Origin of the sequence: Mesorhizobium sp. M0751, from assembly GCF_040320265.1 — a bacterium.
Classification (GTDB): domain Bacteria; phylum Pseudomonadota; class Alphaproteobacteria; order Rhizobiales; family Rhizobiaceae; genus Mesorhizobium.
Genome location: NZ_JAMYPH010000001.1, coordinates 341045 through 367200, shown reverse-complemented (window position 1 = coordinate 367200; position 26156 = coordinate 341045). Strand labels below are relative to the sequence as shown.

Sequence of the window (26156 nt, the reverse complement as noted above, 5' to 3'; positions counted from 1 at the left end):
GTTGTTTCCTGTTCAAATAGATCAGTTGGCTGGCGTCTCGTAGACGGAAAAGATAGCGTCTGATATAGACCTGCTTCATGTCAAAGCTTCGTAGCATGGTGCCCTCGACGCATTCGCTTTTTGTCTTCGAAGCGGCTGCCCGCACCCTAAGTTTCAAAAGCGCAGCCAGCGAGCTCAACGTGACGCAACCGAGCGTCTCGCACTCGATCAAGTCGTTCGAAAAGCATTGCGGGACCGCGCTCTTTGCCCGTGATAATCGAGGGGTAGAGCTGACGGAGGCAGGCAGGCAACTCTACGATGAGGTGCGCACGAGTTTCCGCCGTCTGGAACAGCGACTTGAGACCATCTCAGATCGCGGAACGAAGTACATCACTTTTGCTGCGTCGACTTCTCTGGCAGCACATTGGCTTGCGCCTCAGCTCTATCATTTCCAGGAAGAGCATCCCGACGTTAAGATCAAGGTTGTCGCCACCGATCGGGATATCGAGCCCGATCACGAAGTGGACGTCACCGTATGGGTGCGGCCACGGGATTTTGACAGAACCAACAGTTGGTTCGTATGCGACGAGATCATTTTTCCCGTCTGCTCCCCCGCATATCTTCTGGCGCATCCCGCCCCCCAGAGCGTCGATGAGCTGGTTCGACATCAGCTTATTCATTCGTCCGATGCCTTTCGCCGGCGCATGAGCTGGCCCGAATGGGTCGCGCTTGCAGGCGGAGATCCCAGCGAGACGAAACCGAACATTGTATTCAATGACTATCAGCTGACGCTTCAAGCAGCTCTTGCCGGCGAAGGAATCTCGCTGGGATGGTCCCTGACCGCCCAACACCTGCTCAAAAACCGCCTGCTGGTTCGGCCCATCGCGACCGAGATCAAGACCGACCGCGCCTTCTTCCTGTTGTCTAATGGCGATGCAGGCAAAAACAAGAGGTGCAAGGTACTTGTAGACTGGTTCCTCGCGCAGTCGCAGGAATTGCGCCCTTAGACGGCTACCGGCACCGCTGCCCAGGTTCCCGTACCCACCCCAGCCGCCTCGCCTTTCGGGTGTCCTAACCAGGCAACGAGTGCCTGCGCAGTCGATCCAGGTATAAACTGAGTTTAACGCCAGCGAAACCTTTTACGAGTCCTCAGGGCGCTCACAGAACCCTATTGTCAACGTCAATGAGCAGGGCCGCGTTCCGTAAGCGGACCGAGGAAAGCTCTGTTGACGGGGACCTTAGCGCCCCTCTGGGAAAACGCGATGATGGACACTGATACTCCCGTAATCCGACGCCGCGGAGGACGCGCGTCGGTCGTAGCCGCCCGGGAAGCAGAGAAGAGGCCTCGCGTCTCGACGATCAAGTACGGCATTCGACCCGTGGAGGCCGTCACTGCTGAGCAGCTTGAGCGCCTTCACCAGGCTTCGTTGGCGATCTTGCGCGAGATCGGAATCGAATTCCGCGATGAGACAGCGATCCGGCAATGGAAAGAGGCGGGCGCCGACGTCCAAGGCCAACGTGTGCGCCTCGATGGCGAGATGCTGATGCATCTCATCTCCAAGGCGCCATCCCGTTTTGAGATGACATCTCGCGATCCGTCACAGCGTTTCGAGATCGCGCCAGACACAATGACCTTCGGCGCCATGCAAGGCGCGCCAAACGTCCGGGACCTTCAGGGTGTGCGACGCGCATCCACGATCGAGGATCTACGGGACATGAACCGGCTGACCCAGATGCTGCCGGGGTTCCATATCGCCGGCGGGTTCACCTGTGAGCCGACCGACATCGCTGTTCCATGGCGCCATCTGCACATCAACCATTCGAGCCTTGTGGAAACGAACATGCCCTTCTTCGGTCTGACGACCGGGAAACAGCGAGCCGAGGACTCGATCGCCATGGGGCAGATCGTCCACGGCAAGGCCTTTATGGATCAGAATGCGGTGATGCTCGGTCACGTATCGGGAAACTCGCCGCTGGTCTGGGATTCGACCATGCTGGAAGGGCTCCGCGCTTTCGTCGAGGCAAACCAAGTCGTCCTGCTGTCGCCTTTTGTGCTCGGCGCCGCAAACACCCCTGCTGACATCCCGGCCACAATCGCCCAGTTGAACGCCGAGGCACTCGCAGCCCTCGCCTACACCCAGTTGGTCAGGCCCGGCGCCAAAATGATCTATGGGCAATATTCAGTCTCGGTGTCGATGCGGAGCGGCGCCCCGATGTCCGGCATGCCCGAAGTCACGTTGATCAACGCCGTCATCGGCCAGATGGCAAGGCGGTATGGTTTGCCGTGGCGCACGACTGCATCCCAGTCGTCCGCCAAGACCTTTGATGCTCAGTCCGGATACGAGTCGGCGATCGCTTACATGTCGGGGGCGAGCGCAGGCGCGAACCTGATGATGCACGCGGGCGGCTGGGATGAGGCCGGCCTCGTATGCTGCATGGCGAAGTTTGTCGCCGATGCCGAACAGAACCTACTGATCGAAAAATACGCGCGGGGGATTTCGTTCGAGCATTTCGACGACGCTCTCGAGGCAGTGCGGCGCATCGGTCCCGGCGGCCACTATCTCGGAGATTCCTTCACGCTCAAGCGCTTCAAGGACGCATTCTTCGCGCCGGAGATCCTCGATTACCTCAGCTATGAGCAGTGGAAGGTCAAAGGCTCAAAGGACATGGCGCAGCGCTGCCGTGAGAAGGCGAAATCGATCGTCGCGAGCTACGAGCAGCCGCAGATGGATCCAGCCGTGCGCGAGGAACTCGATGCATTCGTGGCGCATCGCCAGGAGGAAATCTCGCCAAGCCTCGCCTAGGCATCCGCCCAATAACCCACGCGATCAATATCCGGGAACCACTAGCAAGGGAGAAGAAAATGGGACTGTTCAGAAGCAATGGGAATCACGTTCCGGCTGCCATCGAAAAAATGGCGAGCGACGTCAAAGCCGGACAAATGGACCGACGCGAGTTTCTCGCGCTTGCAAGCACGTTCGGCGCCTCGGCTGCGATGGCCTACGGCTTGATTGGCGTGGCATTGCCGCAGCCCGCACGCGCGGCCGAGCCGAAGAAGGGCGGGACTCTGCGCGTGTCCATGCCCGTCAAGGCGCAGAAAGACCCACGTACCTATGACTGGGTTGAGCTTGCCAACATTTCTCGGTGCTGGCTCGAACCGCTGGTTCGCTACACACATGAATTCACATTTGAACCTGTCCTGCTGGAAAGCTGGGAGGTCAATGAGGATGCCACCGAATATGTCTTCCATGTCCGGAAGGGCGTGACCTGGAACAATGGCGACGCTTTCGACGCCGATGACGTAGTCCTCAACATCACCCGCTGGTGCGAGAAGGGCGTCTCCGGCAATTCGATGGCCGCGCGCGTCGGGGGACTGATCGATACCAAGACCGGCAAGGCGAGAGATGGAGCGATCGTCAAGGTCGATGACCATACCGTCAAGCTCAAGCTGAGCGACCCGGACATCGCTATCATCGCGAATTTCACCGACTACCCTGGACTGATCGTCCATCGCAGTTTCGATGCCGGCGGCGCTGATCCGGTCGCAAAGCCGATCGGAACGGGCGCCTTCGAACTGGTATCCTACGCGGTCGGCAGCAAGGCTGAAGTCAAACGCCGGGAGAATGGCAAATGGTGGGGCGGCGAAGCTCTGCTGGATGGAGTGCAATTCATCGATTATGGCACCGACTTCCAGGCAACGGTGGCTGCCTTCGACTCCGGTGAGATCGATGTGAACATGGAGACACCGGCGGACTTCATCGACATCCTGGACAAGATGGACGTGGTCAAATCGGAGGTCGCCACCGCAACGACACTGGTGTGCCGCACCAACACGGCCAACAAACCCTATGACGACAAGAAGGTCCGCAATGCGCTGCAGATGGCGGTAGACAACAAAACCATCCTTCAACTCGGCTATGCAGGGCGCGGAACGGTCGGCGAAAACCACCACGTCGCCCCGATCCATCCGGAATATTTTGCATTGCCTAAGAAGAGCCGGGACGTCGATGGCGCGAAGAAACTCATTGCTGAATCCGGTCATGCCGAGTTCGAGCATGAACTGATTTCGATCGACGAAGACTGGCAGAAGAATACCGGTGACGCCATTGCGGCGCAGCTTCGAGAGGCCGGCATCAAGGTCAAGCGCACGGTGCTTCCGGGTTCGACTTTCTGGAACGACTGGGCGAAGTATCCCTATTCGCTGACCGTCTGGTACATGCGGCCGCTCGGGGTTCAGGTCCTGGCGCTGGCTTATCGCACTGGCGAGGCTTGGAATGAGACTGCTTACGCAAACGCCGACTTCGATGCCAAGCTCAAAAAGGCGTTCTCGGTCAGCGACGCCGCCAAGCGGAAGGAACTGATGAAGGACATCGAAGATGTGCTTCAGGATTCTGGGGTCATCATACAGCCGTTCTGGCAAAGCCTCTTTGGTCACATGAACAAAAAAGTTCAGAACTATGCAATCCACCAGACTTTCCAGATGGATTTGCAGAAAGTCTGGCTGGCAGCCTAGCAGACTCCCGAGGCTCCAACCGGAAGCCTGGTCGGTGCCCCATCGAGCATGGGGTACCGACCTCCTTTGAACTATGCGTGAGGCGACCCGACATGGCCGACGACGAGATCATCCTTTCCGAGCTTTCCGACGACGAGTTGGTGCAGCAGATGCACGACGACCTCTATGACGGGTTGAAGGAAGAGATCGAGGAAGGCACCAACATCCTGATCAAGCGTGGCTGGGTGCCGTACAATGTGCTGACCGAGGCGCTGGTCGAAGGCATGCGTATCGTCGGCGAGGATTTTCGCGACGGCATCTTGTTCGTTCCCGAGGTGCTGCTGTCGGCCAACGCCATGAAGGCCGGCATGTTCATCCTGCGTCCGCTGCTCGCCGCCACCGGCGCGCCCAAGCAGGGCAAGATGGTGATCGGCACCGTCAAGGGCGACATCCACGACATCGGCAAGAACCTGGTCGGCATGATGATGGAAGGCGCCGGCTTTGACGTCATCGACCTCGGCATCAACAATGCGGTCGAGAAATACATGGCAGCGATTGAAGAGCACCAGCCCGACATCATCGGCATGTCGGCACTGCTGACCACGACCATGCCCTACATGAAGGTCGTCATCGACACGATGAAGGAAAAGGGCATTCGCGACGACTATGTCGTGCTGGTTGGCGGCGCGCCGCTCAACGAGGAATTCGGCAAGGCCGTCGGCGCCGATGCCTATTGCCGCGATGCGGCCGTGGCAGTCGAAACCGCCAAGGACTTCATGAAGCGCAAGCACAACGTCCGCGGCTGATGGCGGCGGTATCCATCCTGCAAGACGCTGGTGCCAACGCCCGCTCGATGTTGATGACCGTCAACGAGGATGTATGACCTTATGAATGCGCCATTTTCAGCAGGAGACAGTTCGAGGATCGTGGGGTGGGATCCCAGCCGGCAGGTGATCGACACCCACGACGTGTACCGACTGGTCATTCTTGCACTTCCGGGATTTTCTCAGCTCGGCCTTTCTTCCTTCGTGGATCCGCTTCGCCTTGCCAATTCGATCTCCGGACGATCCGCCTTCGAGTGGACGATTGCGAGCCCGGATGGCCAGCCAGTCGAATGCGCCAGCGGGTTCATCCTTTCGGTCGGCGGTAATTTTGCCGGCACTGGAGAATGCATTCAATCCGGCAGGGGACTAAGCATGGTCATCGTCTGCGCGGGCGAGCCGGTCCAAAAGCAGATGTCGACTTCCCTCACGAAGATTCTTCGGCTTTGCAAGCGGCAAGGGGTTCCAATCGCGGCGTTGGGTACCGCCACATGGCTGCTGGCGGAAAGCGGATTACTCGACGATACCGCTTGCACAATCCATTGGAACCAGAGGGCCGCCCTCTCGGAAAAGTTCGGCCGCCTCCAGGTTACCGACCAACTGTTCGTTCGCGATCCTCACCTCCTGACTTGCGCAGGAGAATTCGCGTCCTTCGACCTCGTTATGGAGGTGATCAGCGAGCGCCTTGGCAGAGACATCGCGTTGGCTGTCTGCCGACATACGACTGCCGGCCATTGGCGTCCCGCTTCAGATAGACAATCGACCGTCAATGCTGGTGAAACCGGCATCTGCAAGTCGCTTGCAGACGTCATTCAAATCATGGAGGAGCATATTGAGGATCCACTGCCGCTCCGCTACATCGCAAAATGCGTCGGCCGCTCCCAGCGTCAGATCGAACGGCTTTTCCAGCAGTCAACGACGTGGTCTCCCATGCGATTCTATCTGCATTTGAGACTTAGCCGCGCCAAGCGTCTCATTGAACAGACAGAGTTGCCCGTTGTCGAGATCGCAATCGCATGCGGTTTCGCGTCGGCCTCGCATTTTTCGAAATGCTTCCGCCAGGCCTTCGGCCTCAATCCAAGTGCTTGTCGAGGCTGATAGCGTACAAGTCCAGGATGAATGGACCGTATGCCGGGCAATATTTTCCGCCTTCAGCAGCGCGGAGTCCCGAGCGAAATCCGTCAACTCGGCAGTACACCGACACATCTTCAGCAGTAGGAATCATCAAGAATGTCCTCGTTTTCGGTCGCGAAGAACAAAATTGATCCGACGCGCCGGGCGACGGCGCTGAAGCCGGATGGAACCATAGACGAAAACGATCGGGTGGAGATCGGACCGACAGATGTCGCTTTCGCCGAGTGGGCAGCGCTAGGCCTCACTCCTCCAAACCTGGAACGGATGAGGAAAACCCGTCTAGACCGTATCGTGCAGCAACTGCGCCAACGGGATTACGCCGGCGTGCTGTGCTTCGATCCACTGAACATCCGATATGCAACTGACTCCTCGAACATGCATCTTTGGATCATGCACAATCCATCACGTGCTGTTTTTGTTTCAGCCGATGGATACGTTGTTCTTTGGGACTTCCATCGTTGCGGGCACCTTTCGGAGCATCTGCCATTGGTGAACGAGATTCGCGCGGGCGGTGCGGGCTTTTACTATTTCGTGTCTGGCGATCAAGAGGAAGCCGTTGCCAAGGATTTTGCAGGGCAAATTGATGAGCTGTTACGAACCCATGGAGGCAAGAACCGCCGACTTGCGGTCGACAAGATCGAGATCCCCGGCTTGCGCGCGCTGGACGCCGCCGGCATCGAAATCTGCAACGGTATGCAACTCATGGAGCATGCAAGGGCTGTAAAGGGTATCGACGAGATCAATGCCATGCGCTGCTCCCTGGCAACGTGCGAAATTGCGGTTGCGAAAATGCGCCAGCTTTTGCGACCAGGTATTGCAGAAACTGAATTGTGGTCAGTTCTCCATGCTGAAAACATTGCGCGCGGAGGTGAATGGATCGAGACACGAATACTCACTTCTGGCCCGAGGACAAATCCCTGGATGCAGGAAGCAGGACCGCGAAGGATAGCAGCAGGAGATCTGGTGGCCTTCGATACCGATATGGTGGGACCATACGGTATGTGCGCGGACTTTTCGCGAACCTGGTTTTGCGGTGATGGGCGCCCGAGCGATGAACAACGCAGACTCCACGCCATCGCTCTCGAGCACATTACGACCAACATGGAACTCTTGCAGCCGGGCATCTCATTCACTGAACTCACCCAGCGGGGCCATAAATTGCCGAAAGAATTCGTTGATCAGCGATACGGCATAATGATCCATGGCATCGGGCTGTGCGACGAATATCCTGCAATCTACTACCCTGAAGACTTTATTCCAGGAGCGTTTGACTATGCTCTTGAGCCTGGCATGACTTTGTGTGTCGAGGCTTACGTTGGTGCCGTTGGAGGCCGTGAAGGGGTAAAACTTGAAGAGCAGGTCCTGATAACAGAAGACGGCTATGAGAAGCTTACGAAGTGTCCTTTCGACGCTGCGTTGATGAGTTGAGCTGCGGCCATGAGCCGGGGAGGCCGGAGGCGGTTAATGCGGCTTTCTAGGCTCGGGATCGTGGCGAAATCGGGTCAAAACTTCCCATTCACACATCGTGGCCGCCGACCACCTCATTTAGAATTCGTTCGAGCAGAGAAGGTCACAACGGGACAAAGGTGGTGACCTAACTTGAAATCGCTGACCTGAATTTGGTAGGCGGCTGGCCATAGGTCTCACGGAAGAGCCGCGAGAAATGCGATGCGTTCTCAAAACCGACCTCGACGGCGATCTCGATCATTGGAGCACGGGTCTGCATCAGGAGGTGCTTCGCCCGCTCCAGACGCACCCTTGTGTAAACAACAGCCGGAGAACTCTTTGTCTTCTCCATGAAGAGGCGCTCGAGTTGCCTTCGGGACAGTCCAACCAAGGCAGCCACCTTGGGAATGGAGATCGTATTCTCGATATGGTTCTCCATGATGATGAGCGCCGCCTTGAGCCGAGGACCCTGGCATTCAATGAAGGTCGGGCTGTGCGGCTGGATGTCGGACGGCGCGCGCGCCCTCTCGATCTGCAACACTTCGAGGGCGTTTCTCTCTGCCTCTCTACCGATATGACGTCTAACGATTGACGCCGCCATGTCCGCTGCGCTGCTGCCCCCGGCACATGATCCCCTGGCGCGATCAAGATTGAAAAGACGGTCCGACCTGACCTCGTGATCCGGGAAGCGTTCGCGGAAAGCGTGATAGTGGAGCCAGCTTACACAGGTTCGGTGGAACTTCATTAAGCCGGCCTCGGCCAGGATGAACGTCCCCGTACAGACCCCGATCAGTGGAACTTTGGCGGCGGCGGCTCTTTTGAGGTAGCTGACCGTCTCGCTATCGACTGGAAATTCACTGTTCAGCAGCCCGCCCACGACCACGATATAGTTGAACTCGGTCGGGTCCACCAAATCCGATGTCGGTGCGACCAGGACACCGCAACTGGAGGTGATCAGATTACGGGTGCTCGCTAGAAGCTGCCAATCCGCGAAAATCCTACCGGATTTGTCGGCCTCATCGCTGGCCAATCTGAGCGTGTCGACGAACAGCGCGAACGCAGAAAGAGTAAAGGAACGAGCCAGTACAAAGCCAATCTTCAATCGGCCGACCCCAAGCGCTTCTGGTGCTGATTTCATGACCGGCTGCCTATGTATCGTTGGCTAACAGCGCCATCGCGCCATTCGAAGCGAAGGCATCTTTCTTGCAGGCAAGGTCTGCCCGACACTGAACCGGGAGGCTCCGCAGTCTCTTCCGATCAACCATAGGATGCCATCGGAGAGCCAAAACATGATTCCTCCGGAACAACTCCCAGGCCTGGCCCGTTCGGAAGCCTGATATGTCCATCTTCGACGGACACACCGTTCTTCTCGTCATAATGGCCTTCGATGTATGGTGCCGCGATCCAGACGCCCTCGTTCAGGCGCGGACTGACGGTCGCACCGATTTGAACACAGGCGGCGGCGAGGATGTCACCGCCCCACGCATCGTCGCAGGTGTGCGGCATTGATCGTGCCTCGCAAATATCACGTACCGTCGCCATTGCATGCAGACCCCCAATTTTCGTCGAGATACACAGCGTGGTGTAGTTGATTGCGGATGGCCTTGATCTCTTCGAACGTATTGCAAGGCTGTTCCAGGACGAACGGAACATCGAGGCATTCGCGACTGAGCCGCAGCGTGTCGCGCGTCGTCAGGGACCGGTTGGCGTCGGCCGCAAGTCGGACGCTTCCCCCGACGCGCTCCCAGATCTTGCGCACCACGGCAATGTCGATCTCGACCGGTCGGCCACCGATCTTGATCTGGAGGCGCGGGTATCCTTCCGCAACACGCTCCGCCGCAATACGCGCAAGCTCATCGGGCTCGCCTATGCCCAACGCGTAATACGAAGGAACCCGTTCGGTCACGGCGCCGCCAAGAAGGTCGGCGACGCGCATGCCGAACTGCTTACCCAAAATGTCGTATGCCGCCATATCCACGGCGGCCTTCGCGTATCGGTGTCCGTTAAGGAGGCTGTCCATCCTGCGCCTTAGGACTACTGGCTGGAGAGGGTCTGCTCCAATCAGTCCTTGGGCCATCTCATCCAGTGCAGCGCGTGCACCTTTTGCATGATGCGGCTGATAGGTTGGGCCTACGGGGCAGGTTTCGCCCCAACCGATAAGGCCATTGTCGGTCACAATCCTGACGATCGTCGTATCAAGCGCGTATACCTTGCTGCCGCCCATTGTGTAGGGGCCGTTCTTGACTGGCAGATCATGCGCAAAGACGTGGACTTCCTTGATTTTCATGTTCGTTCCAACCCACAGGGCATGTTTTTCGCGAGGCCAAGCGTGCGAACGTCGAGTTAGGCGATCAGCCGAGCAAGGTCAGTGATTGCGGTATCACTATTCCTCACGAGCTCTCCACTCTTTCCAGCGGAAATAGAGGTTCGCGCCGATCTCGGCGAAAGGCGACGGCACGAGCTTCGGTGGTTCTGGTTCGGCCATGAAATGCGCGGCGATTTCCGAGGACCGGTTGAACAACAAGTCGGCGGCGGCGATCCCGGTTAGCGTACTGCGCACCGTTCCCAGGCCGTTGTCGCAGCAGGCCGAGAAGAGACCCGGCTCCAGTTCGCGCATCACAGAGACGCCGTTCCAAGTCAGGCACAGGTGCCCGGCCCAACTGTATTCCATCGGAACATCGGCGATGGCAGGAAAGCGGTCGGCGAATTTTCGCCGATGGACTTTTGCCGCTCGGGCGACCGCTGACTTTGTTGGCACCATCCCAGGCAGATAGCTGGCGCAGGTCCGGGTGACGATACGGTTTCCGCCCTGTGCGGCGTCGATGCGCCTCATCGTCGTACCCATCGGATCGGAAGGAGTAACGCCCCACCGAGGCTGCCCTCCCAACCTGGAAAGGACCTCAGCGTCGAGTTCGGCAGTCATTGAGGCGTAGAGAAAAACGTGCATGAGGCGCTTGCGGGCGAAGCCGAAGCTCTCAAGATGCCCATTATTGGCAAGAATGACCTTCGCCGCGGTGACATGGCCATTGGGCGTTGTAAGTATCCAATCTTGGTTCACTCTCGCGAGCTTCGAGACTGGCGATCTCTCGAACACGAACACGCCGTCGCGTCGAAGGCCTGTACCAAGCGACCGGATATAGCCCGCCGGCTGGATCATCACTGTTCCGGGCGTGTACAGGCCAGACGTGTAGTGGCGACTTCCCGTTACCTCTTGCATCGCCTTGGCGTCCAGCGTCTCGCTGACTTCGCCCAAGTTGGTGAGGTGTTGGGCGTAGCTTGCGTTGAGGTTGCGTGCGGTCTCGCTAGCTGCTCCGTTGATCTTGCCCGCTGGGTCGAAATAGGCGGGGTCGATTCCGTATTCTTCGACGCGCTCCTTGGCGAAAGAAATGGCCGCGCGATTCAGCGCGATCATTTTTTTGTCCTCCTCGACACCCTTTCCGGCATAATCATCGGACTGCAAGTCGTGAGGCAGGTCGATCATGAAGCCTGAGTTGCGGCCGGAAGCGCCTTCCGCGAGGCCGCTGGCCTCAAGAACTGCGATACGAAGGCTCGGGTCTTGCTGGCGCAGGCGTTTGGCGGCTGAAAGACCAGCAAAGCCGCCGCCCACTATGGCGACATCGACACGGAGAGCGCCTTCAAGGGGCGCGGAACAGGGTTGGGCCGGGAGGATGGCGTTCCAGGCTGCCGGCCCCTGTTGGACCGGCAGCCTTTCAGCCTTGTGGATAGTCACGCGACAGCCTCGTCTGCGTCATCGGTGAGATCAAGCCAGATGGTCTTGATTCTGGTGTACTGGTCGTGGGCGTGGATGCCGTTGTCGCGGCCGCCGAAGCCGGAAGACTTGAAGCCTCCGAAAGGCGTTGTGATGTCTCCCTCGCCGAAGCTGTTGACTGTCACGGTACCCGCCCGGATCGCTCTTGCTCCCCTTATGGCTCGTTTCGCGTTCGCTGTGTAGATCGACGCACACAGTCCGTACTCTGTGTCGTTCGCGAGCGTAATGGCTTCATCGAAGCTCTCGACAGTCAGCACCGTCAGGATCGGTCCGAAGATTTCTTCCCGCACGACCTTCGCGTCGCGGTCGCTGACGTCTAGGATCGTGGGTTCCACGAACCCACCCTTGGCCTTTCCGCCGAGAAGCACCTTCTGTCCCTTCTCGAGATAGGAGCAGACTTTTTCGAAGTGCGCCTTGGAAACCAGCGCACCCACCCGGTTCTCGGGATTGAGCGGATCGCCCATCGGCCACTCCCGGGCATGCGCGATCACCCGCTTGAGGAGTTCGTCCTTGATGCCGCGTTGAACGATGAGCCGCGACGAGGCAGAGCAGTTTTGCCCCATATTCCAGAACGCGCCGTTGACGATGTGGGCGGCAACGCGGTCGATATTCTCCGCGTCGTCCAGCACGACGGCCGGGTTCTTCCCGCCCATCTCCAGCGTCACTTCCTTGAGGTTCGAATCCGCTGAGTAGCGCGGAAAGCGCCTTCCAGTCTCCGTCGACCCCGTGAACGACACCATATCCACGTCCATGTGTCGCCCAAGCGGCTCCCCGACTTCGGAGCCACCGCCCGGCAGCACGTTGAAGACGCCGGAGGGGATGCCCGCCTCCATAGCCAGCTCGGCGACACGCAGCGCGGTCAAGGTCGTTTCCTTGGCCGGCTTGACGATGATCGAGTTGCCCGCGGCGAGTGCCGGTCCGATCTTCCAGGCCAGCATCAGCAGCGGGAAATTCCAGGGCAGGACCAAGCCCACGACACCGACCGGTTCGCGCACGATCATTGCAATGTGGTTGTCGGAGGCAGGCGCCACCTGATCGTAGACCTTGTCGATCAGTTCCGCATGCCAGGCGAGGCAGTGGATGGTTTCAGGAACGTCGACGTTCTCGCAGTCATAGATTGTCTTGCCGCTGTCGAGGCTTTCCAGAACCGCCAGTTCGTGAGCGTTGCGCTTCATGAGCCTGGTGAGACGAATAAGCACGTCCTTACGCGCCGACGGATGAAGGCGCGACCACCGACCGTCCTCGAATGCGTCACGCGCCTTTTGTACGGCAAAGTCGACGTCGCCTGGACCACAGGAGGCAACCTTTGCCAGCACCTTGCCCGTGGCCGGATTGGTCGTTTCGAACGTTTTGCCCGAGATTGCCGGTCTGAAGCTCCCGTCGATGAAGGCCTGTGTCGGAAACTCCAACTTGGCGGCAATCGCCACATATTCCTCGTGTGTCAGAAGATTGCCCATGCTCATGCCTCCGCTTCAATGTCCGCAATCGTGCACTTCAGAACCCGCACAACCTGTTCCAGTTGGCGCATATCGTCCTTGTTCAATCCCTTAAGCGGTGGCCGTGGGGGGCCGGCATGGAACCCGCCCATTTCGCAGCCGTGCTTGATGCATTGAATGAATTTCCCCCCCTGCTCCAGCACGCGCATCAAAGGCATCAGGGCAGACATGATACGACGCCCCTTGGTGAAATTGCCCTCGACCGCGCATGCGCGGTAAAGCGCGAGATGTTCCTTCGGCAGGAAGTTTGAGCCTCCGCAAACCCAGCTGCGCGCTCCCCATGCAAAGAACTCCAGGGCCTGGTCGTCCATTCCGCAGGACATCTGGATGTGCGGGTAATCGCGGGCGAGCAGATGCACCCGGTTGATGTCGCCGGAACTCTCCTTGATGGCGCAGAAATTGCGGCTACGGGCGACGCGGTTGAGGAAATCCTCGCCCATGTTGATCCCCATGCGGCCCGGGTAGTTGTAGAGCATGATCGGGAGGTCCGCCGCCCGGTCGATCGCCAAGGCATTCAGGGCGTTTTCGCGCTCCGTGGGCACAGAATAGGGCGGCGATCCGACGAGAATGGCCGAAGCGCCGATCTTGGCCGCCGTCTCGGCCATCAGGATCGAGTCCGGCAGACGGATAGCGACTGTGCCTATGGTGAGAGACACGCGATCGCCAATGACTTCTTTGGCGAACTTCGTCATTTCGACGCGTTCGTCCATCGACTGCGCATAGTATTCGCCCGTCGACCCGCCGATGATGATGCCGTGCACACCTGACGCTATCAGGTGCTCGACAATTTTGACGAACGCCTCGCGATCGATTGAACCGTCGGCACGATGTGGCGTGATGACGGGAGTGTATATCCCTTCGAATTTCATCAAATTCTCCTTAACCTATACTGTCAGGCACCCGTCCCAGCGGAACGAAAAAACTTGCCGGCGAAACGAAGCTTTCGATCTGAGCGCGGGACAACTCCCAATGCGCTATCGATAGCTCGGCGCAGCCTTCTGCATCTCCCGCGTCGATAAGCTCAATGAACTGATCGTGCTGCTGAGCGGCGGTCGCCCGTTGGGCGGCCAGGTCGGCGTTTCGCGGGCTGTAGAAGGTCATCCCGATGCGCGTATGATCGATTAGCAATCGCTTCAGGCTGGGCATCAGAAACTCGTTGTCCGCCATCTCACCCATGATCGAGTGGAAGCGCTCATTGGTCAGCGCGCGTTGCTCGGTGTCACCATCCCGGATGGCGGCGCGAAACAGAAGCTGCGTGTCCTTCAGCCGCATGATCTGTGGCTGGGTCGCATTTTGGGCAGCCAGCCGGCCGATTGCCGCATAGACCATCGGCGCCGCGATGAAAAAGTTCCGTAGCGTCTTGTGAGTCATCGGGACGACCTGGGCGCCGCGATTCTCGTGGAGAACAACGTAGCCTTCTCCGGCAAGTTGCCGGAGCATTTCGCGCACCGGAGGACGAGACATGCCATACGACTCGGCGATCTCGGTCTCGTCGAGATAGCTCCCTGGCTCCAGATTCTCCGTCAGAATCCGGCGGCGCAAGTCCTCCAAGCAATTGCTTTTGTTTCGTTTAGCCTCACCGGACATGGATGATCCTCACAAGGGGTTTCGTCCTGCGATCTAGCATCACAATCTTTGTAGCGCGTCATAATACATATTGTCTATTCAGAAAATTTGTGTTGTAAGAAAAAAAACGACATAAGGGAACAGCGAATGGGTACCCAGGGTGAAGAGCCCGTCATTCGATGCGATGGCGTCTGGAAGGTATTCGGTTCCAAGGCCAAGGAGGCGATCCGCGCCGTGAAGGCTGGAGAGCTGAACAAAGCTCAAATCCGCGACAAGCTCGACTGCGTCGTTGGGGTCAGTGACGCCACCTTCAGCGTCGGCCGCGGTGAAATATTCTGCATCATGGGGCTGTCGGGGTCAGGGAAGTCGACTCTGATCCGACACATCAACCGACTGATTGAGCCTACCGACGGTGCGATTTATATCGAGGGCCGAAACGTCAGTGCCATGAGCGCGAAGGAACTGCGTCAGATCCGCGCCGAAACCATCGGCATGGTTTTCCAGAACATGGCCTTGATGCCCCACCGCAACGTCCGGGACAACGTAGCGTTCGCTTTGGAGGTGAGAGGCATCGCTGAAGACAAGCGCCGTCAGGTTGCCCGGCAGGCTATCGAGGCGGTGGAGCTCACCGGATGGGACCTCAAATACCCTGACGAGCTCTCTGGCGGCATGCAGCAGCGCGTGGGCTTGGCGCGCGCCATAGCGGCCAACCCGTCGATCCTGCTGATGGACGAACCGTTTTCCGCGCTCGATCCGCTTATCCGCCACCAGTTGCAGGGCACCTTCATGGAGCTCTCCGCCGACCTCCATAAGACCACCGTGTTTATCACGCATGATCTGGCCGAGGCGATCCGCATCGGCGACCGCATCGCCATCATGAAGGACGGCGTTCTGGTGCAGATAGGAACGCCGGAGGAAATCGTCACAAACCCGGTGGACGAATACGTCGCGCAATTCGTCGGCGGCATCTCCAAACTCGATCTTGTCACCGCCGCCAAGGTGATGCTGCCACTTGAGCAGTACCGACACACGAACGGCTCGGCCGATACCACGAACTGGCCAGTCGCCCGGCCCGACGACAAGCTCAATACGTTGGTAAATCTGTCTATCGGAACTGCCCATCCCATCCTGGTGAGAGACGGCGACGTCGTTGCCGGCGTCGTGACCAAGGACGCTTTGTTGCGGGGCATTCAAGGCCGGGACCACTCCGGCCCGGCTAAACGGGAGATCAATTGATGGCCGACGAAAAGACCTTCAACTGGCTAAATCCGTTCGAGAGCGTCGATCTGAAAATCGCTGATCACTCCGACGGCATAAAGCAGTGGGCGATCGACAACCGCGAAGCAATACAGCCCTTCAAAATCTTCCTCGATGGCGTGATTCAAAGCATCGAACGAGCTTTTCTGGCGGTCCCGCCGCTCGTCATGCTCGCTATCATCGTGTTGATCGCCTGGCAGGCCGCGGGCCGCCGGACCGCCATCTACGTCGCGGTCGCCCTGACTGTCCTGGGGTTTCTCTCGCCCGAAGCATGGTCACTGGCGATGACGACGCTGGCCATTGTGATGGGTGCGGTGATCCTCTGCGTGATCATCGGGCTTCCTCTGGGAATCCTTGCCGGCAAGAGCAATCGTTTCGAAGCTGTCCTTCGGCCTCTCCTGGACACGATGCAGACCATTCCAGCGTTCGTCTACCTGGTTCCCGTCGTCATGCTTATCGGAATTGGCAATGTCTCGGGCGTCCTGGTCACGGTCATATTCGCGCTCGCTCCGTTGATAAGGCTCACTTCGCTCGGCATCCGCACGGTCAATCCAAGCGTCGTCGAAGCCGCCCGCGCGTTCGGTGCCTCACCGTCACAGATCATGTTCAAGGTCGAGCTGCCGATGGCCACGCCGACCATTTTCGCGGGCCTCAATCAGACCATCATGCTGTCGCTGTCGATGGTGGTCATCGCGTCGATGATCTCGGTCCGCGGCCTTGGCAACGAAGTGCTGCGCGCCATGGGACGACTCGATGCCGGAAAAGCCATCGTCGGCGGGCTTGGGATCGTGATCCTGGCGATAGTCCTCGACCGCATAACCCAGGGTCTGAATCAGTCGAGGCGCGAGAGAGGCCATCGCCACTGGTGGCAGAGCGGGCCTGTCGGGCTGATCGCCAACCTGTTCCACAAGCATGCCTGACGAGAACCAATTTCACATGCAACAAGGGAGAAAGCGCATGAAACTCGTATCTGTGACTACAGCGATCGTCCTATCGCTTACCGCAAGTCCGCTCTTTGCCAAGGACAAGCCAGGCGAAGGCGTTACCGTACGACCTGTGATACAGCCCGCGATCGAGGAAATGTTCCAAGCTCGGATCGTCTTCCGTGCGCTCCAGGACCTCGGCTACACCGTTGCCGAACCGCAGGAGGTCATCGCCCAGACCGCGCATCTGGCGGTTGGCACGGGTGACGCCGATTTCTTCACCGATAGTTGGGATCAGCTGCATGAAGCGTTCTTCAAAGAAGCGGGTGGACCGGAGAAGATAAGCAAAGTGGGCACCTTGGTCGAAGGCGCCCTCCAAGGCTATCTGGTCGACAAGAAGAGCTACGACGCCGGGGTCAAGAACCTGGGCGACCTCAAAGACCCCAAGATCGCTGCGATGTTCGACGAGGATGGCGATGGCAAGGCCGATCTCGCCGGCTGCGTGCCCGGCTGGGGATGCGAACGCGTGATCGAGCATCAATTGACCGAGTACAAGCTGCGTGACACGGTCACGCACAACCAGGGCGAATACAACGCGATCATCGCTGATACGATCGCACGTGCCAAGAATGGCAAGCCCGTCCTCTACTACACCTGGACACCCTACTGGGTCTCGGGCGCGCTGGTTCCAGGCAAGGACGTGGAATGGCTTAGCGTGCCTTACACCTCCCTGCCGGATGGTGCCAAAGCGAACACCGAGTTCGATGGCAAGAATCTCGGCTTCGCGGTGGACAGCCTGCGGATTGTTGCTCGCAACGATTTCCTCAAGGCCAACCCGGCGGCGGCTAAGCTGTTTGAACTCGCCAAGATCGACATCAAAGACATCTCGGCTGAGAACAAATTGATCGCCGACGGCGAAAAGAATTCCGCCGACATCGACAAGCATGTCGACACCTGGATCGCGGCCCACCGCGATGCCTACGACGGCTGGCTCAAAGCGGCCCGCGAAACGGTGAAATGATTATCCACTGCGGGGCGCTCCAGGCAGCGCCCCGCAACCCATTTTCTGCCCCTTCGCCTGCGGCCATGGGCACGATCTCGCCGCAGCAACGCAACAGCCGCTCGACGCCGCCACGTCATGGAAGGGCACATCGAGCGCGGGGTTGCGATCCGGCGCACGTTCACCGGCCTGGAATGTCTTCCAGGCGGTTGGAGCGATTATCGGGCTTGCAGGACCAATAGGTCACTCCGGCATGCGGGACATCGCATTGTTCAAAGGCCCTTATCGAGAGCATTTCGGCAACACGCCCGGCGGCCAAGACTAACCCAATTGAAACTGAGCAGGAATGAACCGATGAGTTGTTTCAGGGGAAAGACCGCCCTGGTGACAGGTGCCGCCGGCGGCATCGGAGCGGCGATCGTCAAACAGCTGCGAGCTGAAGGCGCCAGGGTCGCCGTCGCAGATCGCGACGTGGCGGGCGTGGACGCTGAGGCACATCTGCCGGGCGACCTGCTTGATGCAAGCTATGCGGACAGTTTGGCCGCGGCCGCATTTGCGGCGCTGGGCGGCCTGGACATTTTGGTCAACAACGCGGGCGTGATCACGCGGGGCTCGGTAGCCAACACAACGGACGCCGACTGGGCCCTGTCGCTCGGCGTGAATGTAGAGGCCCCGTTTCGTGTGTGCCGGGGCGCCATTCCTATCATGGCGGATCGGGGTGGCGGCGCGATCGTCAACGTGTCGTCATGCTGGGGCGTTCGGCCGGGTCCGAACCACGCCGTATACTGCATGACGAAGGCTGCCATTGCCTCTTTGACCCAGTGCATGGGCATGGACCACGCGCATCAGAACATTCGGGTCAATGCCGTGTGCCCCAACGAGGTCAACACGCCTATGCTTCGAACTGGCTTTATCAAACGCGGCTTCGATCCGGACACGGCGGTTGCCGAATTGGGAAAGACCGTTCCGATTGGCCGGATTGCGGAGCCGGAGGATATCGCCGCGGTAGTCCTGTTTCTTGCCTCTGACTCCGCCCGCTACATGTGCGGCTCGCTGGTTGAGGTCAATGGTGGAAAGCCGGTGGGATGAACAGGTTCGCAGGCAAAGTCGCCCTCGTCACGGGCGGTCGCACCGGCATCGGTCTGGCCATTGCACGTAGGTTGCGAGACGAGGGCGCGCGCGTATTCACGGCACAACGTAGCGAGGACCGGGAGTTCGAAGGGATAGCCGTTGATTTCACAGACCCATTTGCCGCGTCCGGCGCTGTGCAGTCAGTTGCCGGCAATGCCGGACGGCTCGACATCCTGATAAACAACGCGGGCATGATGCAGGAAGCACTCGTGGAGGACATGAGCCTCGAGGACTGGCAGCGGTCGATAACTGTAAATCTGACAACACCATTTGCGATGATCAAGGCAGCACTTCCGCATCTGCGAGCGGTTGGCGGGACGATCGTCAACATCGGCTCGATCGAGGGGCTCGGCTCCAACCCGAGACACGCTGCCTATTGCGCTTCCAAGGCTGGAATTCACGGTCTGACCCGCGCGGTTGCGATCGACCACAGTGCCGAAGGTGTGCGATGCAATGCCGTTGCACCAGGGTGGATCGACACCGATCTGAACGTTGAGTTCATCGAAAGCATGCCCGATCCGGCAGGGTTCCGCCGCGATATCGGCAAAATTCATCCAGTGGGACGCACCGGTAAGCCCGAAGAGGTCGCCAGTCTGGTGGCTTGGTTGGCATCGGACGAATCGTCGTTCGTGACTGGTCAGGTCTGGACCATCGACGGCGGTCGAATGGCGAAGCTTAGTCTACCACAATAGACAGTCACCCGGCCCGAACTCGCGCCCGCCGCCCTCTGCAGGATTTTAACCGCTTAACGACAACAGGCATGAACAGAGAGGCCGCGAAATGTCCCCTTCAACCCGCATTCCAATAACCATGTCCGGCGTGGTGCTGACCGGACATGGCGGCTTCGACAAGCTGCAATTCAAAACCGACCTCCCGGTTCCACAACCGGGAACGGGCGAGGTTCTCATAAAGGTGGCTGCGGCTGCGATCAACAACACCGACATCAATACCCGGATCGGCTGGTATTCCAAGGGAGTGAGGAGCGGCACTTCCGAAGGCGGCTCCTCCGGATTTGAGTCGTCGGAGGATGACGACGCGAGTTGGACGGGGATGGCATTGTCCTTCCCGCGCATACAGGGCGCTGATTGCTGTGGCCACATCGTATCTGTTGGAGCGGGTGTCGATGAAGGGCGGATCGGCGAACGCGTCATCGTGCGGAATTTGCTTCGCACCTATGTGGACTACCGACCTTGGGAATGCTGGACATTTGGATCCGAATGCGACGGCGCATTCGCGCAATTCGCGAAAGCGCCATCGCGTGAGACGTTCAAGGTCGACTGCGGCTGGAGCGAGGTCGAATTGGCTACTGTGCCCTGTGCCTATTCGACCGCCGAAGGCATGTTGCATCGGGCAGACGTGAAGGCCGGCGAGACTGTGCTTATCACCGGTGCATCCGGCGGCGTCGGGTCCGCTGCCGTCCAATTGGCAAAACGGCGAGGGGCCATCGTCATCGCGGTTGCAGGCCAGAGAAAGGCCGCCACGGTACGCCAATTGCGTGCTGATCGCGTGGTGTCGCGTGAAGAGAGCCTCGTCGACGCCATAGGAAAGGACTCGATCGATGTTGTCATCGACGTCGCGGCAGGTCCGCAATTTCCGCAGCTGCTGGACGCATTGCGACGTGGCGGACGATATGCCGTTGCCGGTGCCATTGCCGGACCGATTGTCGAGCTTGATGTGCGCACGCTCTATCTCAAGGATCTGAGCTTCTTTGGCTGTACGTTCCAGGAGGACATCGTCTTCGAAAACCTCGTGTCTTACATCGAGGGCGGCGAAATAAAGCCGCACATCGGCAAGACCTATTCCTTGGAAGAGATCGTCCAGGCGCAGGAGGATTTCCTGTCCAAGACAATCAGCGGCAAGCTGGTCCTCGTCATACCCGAGTGAAAGCGGCGAAAATGCACGACCTCAAGATTCAGAAAATCGACGTCTTCCAAGTCGACCTCCCTTATTCTGGCGGCGTCTACCTCCTTTCGGGTGGTCGAGAGTACCGTACCTTCGATGCGACGATCGTCCGTGTGATCACGAACCCCGGGATAGAGGGATGGGGCGAAAGCACCCCGTTCGGTGCAACCTATATTGCATCCCATGCTCTTGGCACCCGAGCAGGAATCGCCGAGATCGCGCCTTCATTGCTGGGCCGCGATCCTCGTCAGGTCGACCGTATCAATGACGCGATGGATTTCGCTTTGATAGGCCACAACCATGCCAAAACGGCACTCGACGTCGCGTGCTGGGATATTTTTGGCAAATCGGTCGGGCTGCCAGTTTGCGAACTCCTAGGAGGGGGAACAGGAAAGCCCCTACCGATGATTTCATCGATCTATGCCGGCGATCCCGAAGAGATGCGTCGCCGCACGGCGGACCACCGTGCGAGGGGATACCTTGGACACTCTGTCAAGATCGGAGCCTTGGACAGCGAGGGAGGACCGGCGCTTGATGCCGAACGTATCGCAGCATGCCTGGCCGACAAGAAACCAGGCGAGTTTTTCATTGTTGATGCCAATGGCGGTCTCCTTCCAGAAACTGCCCTGAGGATGCTGCAGCTGCTCCCGCAAGGTATGGACTTCGTCCTGGAGGCTCCGTGCGCGACCATCCGTGAAACCATGTCGCTGCGTAAGCGCTGCCCCTACCCCATCGTGCTCGACGAACTCGCTCAGCTCGATGAAGATATTGCCTTCATCATAGCCAACGATTTGGCCGATGGCATCGGACTAAAGATCTCGAAAGCCGGTGGCCTGACTCACGGCCGGCGCCATCGCGACATCTGTCGTGCCGCAGGCCTCACCATGAGTGTTCAGGAAACCGCTGGCTCTACCATCGCCTTTGCTGCAATCGTTCACCTTGGCGCAACCGTACCCACGCGACTCTTGCGCTGCGTGTTGAAAAGCGACGATATGGTCACGGCAAAAACAGCCAAGTTCAACGCTCACTTTGGCGACGGAGGGGTCATCCCGCCGGATCTCCCCGGGCTCGGAATCGAAGTGGATCACGCTGTTCTCGGCGAGCCTATTATGACTTGGGGCGATTAGGTTGATCAGCAGCCTCGCGCGCTGGCTTAAGTGTGGCTCTGCGTAAACAGGGGCGCCGCCGTCTTCTTTGCTAGAGCTCCACGCCGATGAGTTCAACCATCAGGGTCTAGACTGAACTATCCCAAGCCTGGGCCGACCCATGCCGGCACCATTGTCCGGCACTGCTGTGGCGAAAGACCGTTGATGATACGAAAGCATTTGGCAAAATGCGATGCTGAGATAAACCCGCAGGCTACAGCAATATCTATGATGGGCATACGCGTGCCTTCGAGCAGGCGCTTGGCTTGGTCGACCCTGACCCTGAGGTAGTGACGGGCCGGCGGCTGACCTATGTGGATCGCGAACAGGCGTTCAAGCTGCCGGCGGGAGATCCCAACCCGGCCCGCAACGTCACCCATCGACAGCGCAGTCTCCACATTCTCTTCCATAATGCGCATGGCCATCGCCAGCTTGTCGCTGACACCCGCAAACGCCAGACCTGATGGACCCGTCTGGCGGTTCGAACCGGAGCGTTGGCCCTCTACCGTGGCATGACGACAGACTTCCTGAGCGACGTAGGCGCCCGCGTGACCCGCAACAAGATCCACCGCGAGATCGAACGCCGCCAATTCACCGGCGCAGGTTGAATATTGGCCATCCCTGACGAACAGGGAATCACGGATGCGCGGCTTGTGAAAAACCTCGGAGAAAGCCGCGAGCCGTGACCAATGGATAGTGCAACGGCTCTCCGCGAGAAGGCCCGTCTGGGCGAGAAGCCACGTCGCCGTGCCCACCGCCGATATCGGTATCCCGCGCCTCGCCAGTAGCCGCAGGAACGCGTTCAGGTGAGGCGTCATCTGCTTTTCAACAGGTTCGCCCGCTACGACGACGAACTGGTTCAGCCTGCAATCGTAGGACCCGTCCGCGGCCAATTCCTCGACTGTCACGTCCACTGGAATCGAAAGTCCATTGGCGCCCACGACCGCTTGGCCGTCGGTCCCCGCAATCCGCCAGCGGAACAGTGGAAGCCGGGAAACTGCGTTGGCTATACGCAAGGGCTCGATATAGGCGTGAAGCGCCAGATGCGAAAATCCTGGCAGCACGAGCACGGCAATGTCATGCGCCTTGCCCGGCACCTGAAACGCAGCTTCAAGGCGGACGGGGCTGCTGACTTCGGGGACGCGGGCCGGAGCATTCATCATCAACCATAGCTCGCTACCGGGGCGCCAAAGGCGCCGGCTTCGGGCTTCACTCCGAGGCCCGCTCCCTGCGGCACGGCAATATGACCATTTTCTATGACAACGGGGTTCGTATTGTCGTAGTGCCCATCGATATATTCTTGCGCGATCCAGGTGCCTTCAAAGCGACGTGGCTCAACCGTAGAAGCAAGATGTACGCACGCGGCTGCGATAATGTCGCCGCCCCATGCGTCGTCGCAGGTGTGCGGCAGCGACCGGATGGAACACATATCGCGGGCGACCGCCATTTTGGTCAAACCGCCCAGACGCGTAACTTTGAAACCAAATCCATCGGCAATGCCCGACGATATGGCCCGCAATACTGCATTAAGGTCTTCGGTGTTCTCGTCGAGATAAATGGGATGGGTAAACCTGCCCCGGAGAGTGGCGTTCTCTTCCATGCTGTTGCAGGGCTGCTCGAACACGCACGGGATGTTTTGGCAAAGGCGATCCAATTGAAGCGCAGATGCTACGGACATGCCACGATTGCCGTCCACAACGATGCTTGCCTTGAGGCCCACAGTCTCCCAGACCTTATGCACCGTTGCTGCGTCCTTCTCTAGGTCGCGACCACCAATCTTGACCTGGATACGCGGGTAGCCCGCTCTGACCTTGTCGGCCGCGATACGCGCGGATTCGTCCGGAGCGCCCACAATCAGCGAGTAGTAAGACGGCACGCGGTCTGTAAGTGCTCCGCCCAGCAGCATCGACACCGGCACGCCAAGACGCTGGCCGATGAGGTCGAGGAACGCTATGTCGAGCGCCGCCTTGGCGTAGTTGTGCCCGTTGAGCCTTTCATCCATCCGCTTGGAGAGATGACGTATCGACTGGGTCGACTCTCCAATCAGGCCTGGCGCGATTTCAGCTAACGCCGCCCGAGCTCCCAGCGCGTGATGGGGTTGATAGACTGGACCGACTGGGCAGGTTTCGCCCCATCCTGTAATGCCGTCATCCGTCACAACCTCGACAAGGGTGCTGTCCAACGAGTGGACTTCGGTGCTCGCCATCTTATAGGCGCCACCCTTGGTTGGAAGCTGGGTCGAATAGACGTTGATCCTGTTGATGCGCATGACAACGCTCAATAATCGTCGTTGAGCGCGTCAACCGCCGGGATCTCGCGCGAGCGTCGATCGATATAGGCGCGCAGTTCTTCATCTTTGGCCTGATCCAGCGTGGGCTCCTGGTACTCTCCCAAAAGGTGCTTCGCATGGTCGAGCGCCCTTTGCTTTATGTCCTTGGAGCCGTCGACCTTCCATTGCTCGATCGAATTGTTATCGAAGAGCTTTGGTATGAAAAATGCACGTTCGAAGTTGGCCTGGGTATGCGGATGGCCGAGATAGTGGCCACCGGGTCCGACGTCACGGATGGCGGCCAAGGCCTCGTCGAAATCTTCCCACTGGATACCTTGGGTCATGCGATAACCCATGGCACAAACCTCGGCATCGACCACGAACTTGGCGATGGAACAATGCATCCCGGCTTCGTTCCAGCCCGCCGAGTGCCAGATGTAGTTGGCGCCGGACATCAGCACCGCCATCATTGTCATGGCGCTTTCGTAGCCGGCCTGAGCATCGAAAATCTTGGCACCGCCGAGCAGGTTCGATGTGCGCCACGGCACGTTGTAGCGTCGCGCCATCTGACCGATCATGAAGTTCATCAGCGATATCTCGGGCGTTCCAGCCATTGGGGCGCCGGACTGCATGGAGACCGTCGACAGGTAATGCCCGTAGATGGCCGGACAGCCCTTGCGGATCACTTGGGTGTAGGCGAGTGCGGAGAGTGCCTCGGCATTTAGCTGCGCCACCGCAGCCGCCGTCGACGCAGGCGTGTTTGCGCCGCCCAGCACGAAGGGCGAGCACAGCACCGGCTGGTTGCGCCGGCAGAACGCCCGCATGGCGCCGAGCATGACCTGGTCCCACACGAGCGGAGAATTGCCGTTGCAATTTCCGGTAGTGACCGCATGCGTTTCCATGAAGCCTTTGCCAAAGAGAATCTCGCACATATCGAGCACGTCCTCGGCATTCTTGGGCGAGGTGGTCATGCCCATGAAGATCTTGTCGGAATGCTTCATCGACGAGTAGGTGATGTGCAGATGTCGGTGCGCAACGACGATATCCATCGGCTCGACGATATGGTGCGCCGATGAATGCAGCGCCGGCATCATGTGCGCCAGCTTATGGAAGGTCCCCAGGTCCGCAATGGTCGGGCCGCGACGCACGTCGTCAAGATCGCGCATGTATGGCGCGCCGGTCATCGGCACGAAGATCGAATTCGGGCCGCCCAGCTGTACGTTTTTTGCCGGGTTGCGTGCGAAATACTCAATGTCGGGGGGGATGGTTTTGATCAGATCCATCACCAACGCGCGATCCAGATAGACTCGCTCACCGCGAACGTCGGCGCCTGCTCTCTTCCAGTCCTCAAGAGCAATCGGATCGCGGAATACCACGCCGACCTCTTCCAGGATCGCCAGCGACGCTTCGTGAATGCGTTCTACCTGCTCTGCATCCATGGGCTCGATTACAGGTAGCCCGCGCTTGAGTGTCGGCAGCATCTCCACCTTGGGCGCGGTCCGAATAATTCGGCGGGCGTCGCGTCCTCCCCTTCGCGAGATTTGCGCTTCAATGGTCATGCGGGCCTCCAAAAAGAACACGCGAGCCGCAGCCGGACCGCGCGCGACTATCGCTGCAACCCGCCGATTTGACCTACTGCAAAAGTCTCACGCGCGTGTTGACTTATACGCGGACGTCGGAGGCTTCGCCTCGTCGCTTACGATTGACCCAATCAGCATCGTCATGGGAAACGCGGCTCATTCACTGAACGCCGGCCCGTAAATCATTCCCTCCCGCGCCAAGCAGAAACCTTCATCTTTGCTGAGTTGCTACGGTCAGCATACTCC

The 26156-nt window shown here is 59.0% G+C and carries 21 protein-coding genes and 1 pseudogene; 13 read left to right on the top strand and 9 right to left on the bottom strand.

Annotation, left to right across the window (positions count from 1 at the left end; all coding sequences use genetic code 11):
* Positions 1-77 precede the first annotated feature (77 nt).
* The 6 genes from NKI19_RS01670 to dddP all read left to right on the top strand — a co-directional run bounded on the left by NKI19_RS01670 (position 78) and on the right by dddP (position 7854).
* Positions 78-986 (top strand): LysR substrate-binding domain-containing protein, encoded by a 909-nt coding sequence (locus NKI19_RS01670; RefSeq protein WP_352565141.1) that lies wholly within the window; start codon positions 78-80, stop codon positions 984-986.
* Positions 987-1241: 255 nt separating this feature from the next.
* Entirely contained in the window at positions 1242-2783 is a 1542-nt protein-coding gene (locus NKI19_RS01665; protein ID WP_352565139.1) for a trimethylamine methyltransferase family protein, read from the top strand.
* Positions 2784-2842: 59 nt separating this feature from the next.
* Positions 2843-4492 (top strand): ABC transporter substrate-binding protein, encoded by a 1650-nt coding sequence (locus NKI19_RS01660; RefSeq protein WP_352565138.1) that lies wholly within the window; start codon positions 2843-2845, stop codon positions 4490-4492.
* A gap of 92 nt (positions 4493-4584) precedes the next feature.
* Positions 4585-5277: a cobalamin B12-binding domain-containing protein gene (locus tag NKI19_RS01655; protein WP_352565136.1), complete on the top strand. Its 693-nt coding sequence runs from the start codon at positions 4585-4587 to the stop codon at positions 5275-5277.
* Positions 5278-5421: 144 nt separating this feature from the next.
* A complete protein-coding gene (locus NKI19_RS01650; RefSeq protein WP_352565134.1) occupies positions 5422-6390 on the top strand; it encodes a GlxA family transcriptional regulator in 969 nt (322 codons plus the stop codon).
* 132 nt (positions 6391-6522) lie between these two features.
* Positions 6523-7854 carry a dimethylsulfonioproprionate lyase DddP gene (dddP, locus tag NKI19_RS01645; protein WP_352565132.1) on the top strand — a complete coding sequence of 444 codons (1332 nt, stop codon included), beginning with the start codon at positions 6523-6525 and terminating at the stop codon, positions 7852-7854.
* 166 nt (positions 7855-8020) lie between these two features.
* Here dddP and NKI19_RS01640 read toward each other — a convergent pair whose 3' ends face one another.
* From NKI19_RS01640 to NKI19_RS01615, 6 genes and pseudogenes are all read right to left on the bottom strand, one after another.
* Positions 8021-9010, bottom strand: coding sequence for a GlxA family transcriptional regulator (locus NKI19_RS01640; protein ID WP_352565130.1), 990 nt, complete (start codon positions 9008-9010; stop codon positions 8021-8023).
* Between the two features lie 119 nt (positions 9011-9129).
* Positions 9130-10159: pseudogene (locus NKI19_RS01635) on the bottom strand (mandelate racemase/muconate lactonizing enzyme family protein).
* Positions 10160-10255: 96 nt separating this feature from the next.
* On the bottom strand, positions 10256-11602 hold the full coding sequence (locus NKI19_RS01630; protein WP_352565128.1) for an NAD(P)/FAD-dependent oxidoreductase: 1347 nt from the start codon (positions 11600-11602) through the stop codon (positions 10256-10258).
* Positions 11599-13098 carry an aldehyde dehydrogenase gene (locus NKI19_RS01625; protein ID WP_352565127.1) on the bottom strand — a complete coding sequence of 500 codons (1500 nt, stop codon included), beginning with the start codon at positions 13096-13098 and terminating at the stop codon, positions 11599-11601. The genes NKI19_RS01630 and NKI19_RS01625 overlap by 4 nt, the downstream gene beginning before the upstream one ends.
* Before the next feature lie 2 nt (positions 13099-13100).
* Complete coding sequence (locus NKI19_RS01620; protein ID WP_352565125.1) at positions 13101-14006, bottom strand: dihydrodipicolinate synthase family protein; 906 nt, start codon at positions 14004-14006, stop codon at positions 13101-13103.
* 10 nt (positions 14007-14016) lie between these two features.
* Positions 14017-14724, bottom strand: a complete 708-nt coding sequence (locus NKI19_RS01615) for a GntR family transcriptional regulator (protein WP_352565123.1) — start codon at positions 14722-14724, stop codon at positions 14017-14019.
* A 126-nt stretch (positions 14725-14850) separates the two neighbouring features.
* On the opposite strand from NKI19_RS01615, the gene NKI19_RS01610 reads away from it, so the two are divergent.
* The 7 genes from NKI19_RS01610 to NKI19_RS01580 all read left to right on the top strand — a co-directional run bounded on the left by NKI19_RS01610 (position 14851) and on the right by NKI19_RS01580 (position 22043).
* A complete protein-coding gene (locus tag NKI19_RS01610) occupies positions 14851-15939 on the top strand; it encodes a quaternary amine ABC transporter ATP-binding protein (protein WP_352565121.1) in 1089 nt (362 codons plus the stop codon).
* A complete protein-coding gene (locus NKI19_RS01605) occupies positions 15939-16880 on the top strand; it encodes an ABC transporter permease (protein WP_352565120.1) in 942 nt (313 codons plus the stop codon). The genes NKI19_RS01610 and NKI19_RS01605 overlap by 1 nt, the downstream gene beginning before the upstream one ends.
* A 37-nt stretch (positions 16881-16917) precedes the next feature.
* A complete protein-coding gene (gene proX / locus NKI19_RS01600; protein ID WP_352565118.1) occupies positions 16918-17904 on the top strand; it encodes a glycine betaine/L-proline ABC transporter substrate-binding protein ProX in 987 nt (328 codons plus the stop codon).
* A gap of 333 nt (positions 17905-18237) precedes the next feature.
* The gene (locus NKI19_RS01595) at positions 18238-18972 is read left to right on the top strand and encodes an SDR family NAD(P)-dependent oxidoreductase (protein ID WP_352565116.1); all 735 of its coding nucleotides are present in this window, start codon (positions 18238-18240) and stop codon (positions 18970-18972) included.
* Positions 18969-19706, top strand: coding sequence for an SDR family NAD(P)-dependent oxidoreductase (locus tag NKI19_RS01590; protein WP_352565114.1), 738 nt, complete (start codon positions 18969-18971; stop codon positions 19704-19706). The genes NKI19_RS01595 and NKI19_RS01590 overlap by 4 nt, the downstream gene beginning before the upstream one ends.
* A gap of 118 nt (positions 19707-19824) precedes the next feature.
* The gene (locus NKI19_RS01585) at positions 19825-20898 is read left to right on the top strand and encodes an alcohol dehydrogenase family protein (protein ID WP_352951072.1); all 1074 of its coding nucleotides are present in this window, start codon (positions 19825-19827) and stop codon (positions 20896-20898) included.
* 11 nt (positions 20899-20909) lie between these two features.
* Positions 20910-22043 (top strand): mandelate racemase/muconate lactonizing enzyme family protein, encoded by a 1134-nt coding sequence (locus NKI19_RS01580; protein WP_352565111.1) that lies wholly within the window; start codon positions 20910-20912, stop codon positions 22041-22043.
* A 116-nt stretch (positions 22044-22159) separates the two neighbouring features.
* On the opposite strand, the gene NKI19_RS01575 is transcribed toward NKI19_RS01580, so the two are convergent.
* From NKI19_RS01575 to NKI19_RS01565, 3 genes are read right to left on the bottom strand one after another with little or no spacing between them, the layout of a single operon-like run.
* The gene (locus NKI19_RS01575) at positions 22160-23224 is read right to left on the bottom strand and encodes a GlxA family transcriptional regulator (RefSeq protein WP_352565109.1); all 1065 of its coding nucleotides are present in this window, start codon (positions 23222-23224) and stop codon (positions 22160-22162) included.
* Positions 23224-24330, bottom strand: coding sequence for a mandelate racemase/muconate lactonizing enzyme family protein (locus NKI19_RS01570; RefSeq protein ID WP_352565107.1), 1107 nt, complete (start codon positions 24328-24330; stop codon positions 23224-23226). Before NKI19_RS01570 ends, NKI19_RS01575 begins: the two co-directional genes overlap by 1 nt.
* Before the next feature lie 8 nt (positions 24331-24338).
* Positions 24339-25889 (bottom strand): trimethylamine methyltransferase family protein, encoded by a 1551-nt coding sequence (locus NKI19_RS01565; protein ID WP_352565105.1) that lies wholly within the window; start codon positions 25887-25889, stop codon positions 24339-24341.
* Positions 25890-26156: the final 267 nt, after the last annotated feature.

Coding starts and splice junctions, on each gene's coding strand:
- NKI19_RS01670 (WP_352565141.1), top strand. CDS start 78: ATGTCAAAGCTTCGTAGCATGGTGCCCTCGACGCATTCGCTTTTTGTC.
- NKI19_RS01665 (WP_352565139.1), top strand. CDS start 1,242: ATGATGGACACTGATACTCCCGTAATCCGACGCCGCGGAGGACGCGCG.
- NKI19_RS01660 (WP_352565138.1), top strand. CDS start 2,843: ATGGGACTGTTCAGAAGCAATGGGAATCACGTTCCGGCTGCCATCGAA.
- NKI19_RS01655 (WP_352565136.1), top strand. CDS start 4,585: ATGGCCGACGACGAGATCATCCTTTCCGAGCTTTCCGACGACGAGTTG.
- dddP (WP_352565132.1), top strand. CDS start 6,523: ATGTCCTCGTTTTCGGTCGCGAAGAACAAAATTGATCCGACGCGCCGG.
- NKI19_RS01640 (WP_352565130.1), bottom strand. CDS start 9,010: ATGAAATCAGCACCAGAAGCGCTTGGGGTCGGCCGATTGAAGATTGGC.
- NKI19_RS01625 (WP_352565127.1), bottom strand. CDS start 13,098: ATGGGCAATCTTCTGACACACGAGGAATATGTGGCGATTGCCGCCAAG.
- NKI19_RS01620 (WP_352565125.1), bottom strand. CDS start 14,006: ATGAAATTCGAAGGGATATACACTCCCGTCATCACGCCACATCGTGCC.
- NKI19_RS01615 (WP_352565123.1), bottom strand. CDS start 14,724: ATGTCCGGTGAGGCTAAACGAAACAAAAGCAATTGCTTGGAGGACTTG.
- NKI19_RS01610 (WP_352565121.1), top strand. CDS start 14,851: ATGGGTACCCAGGGTGAAGAGCCCGTCATTCGATGCGATGGCGTCTGG.
- NKI19_RS01605 (WP_352565120.1), top strand. CDS start 15,939: ATGGCCGACGAAAAGACCTTCAACTGGCTAAATCCGTTCGAGAGCGTC.
- proX (WP_352565118.1), top strand. CDS start 16,918: ATGAAACTCGTATCTGTGACTACAGCGATCGTCCTATCGCTTACCGCA.
- NKI19_RS01595 (WP_352565116.1), top strand. CDS start 18,238: ATGAGTTGTTTCAGGGGAAAGACCGCCCTGGTGACAGGTGCCGCCGGC.
- NKI19_RS01590 (WP_352565114.1), top strand. CDS start 18,969: ATGAACAGGTTCGCAGGCAAAGTCGCCCTCGTCACGGGCGGTCGCACC.
- NKI19_RS01585 (WP_352951072.1), top strand. CDS start 19,825: ATGTCCGGCGTGGTGCTGACCGGACATGGCGGCTTCGACAAGCTGCAA.
- NKI19_RS01580 (WP_352565111.1), top strand. CDS start 20,910: ATGCACGACCTCAAGATTCAGAAAATCGACGTCTTCCAAGTCGACCTC.
- NKI19_RS01575 (WP_352565109.1), bottom strand. CDS start 23,224: ATGATGAATGCTCCGGCCCGCGTCCCCGAAGTCAGCAGCCCCGTCCGC.
- NKI19_RS01570 (WP_352565107.1), bottom strand. CDS start 24,330: ATGCGCATCAACAGGATCAACGTCTATTCGACCCAGCTTCCAACCAAG.
- NKI19_RS01565 (WP_352565105.1), bottom strand. CDS start 25,889: ATGACCATTGAAGCGCAAATCTCGCGAAGGGGAGGACGCGACGCCCGC.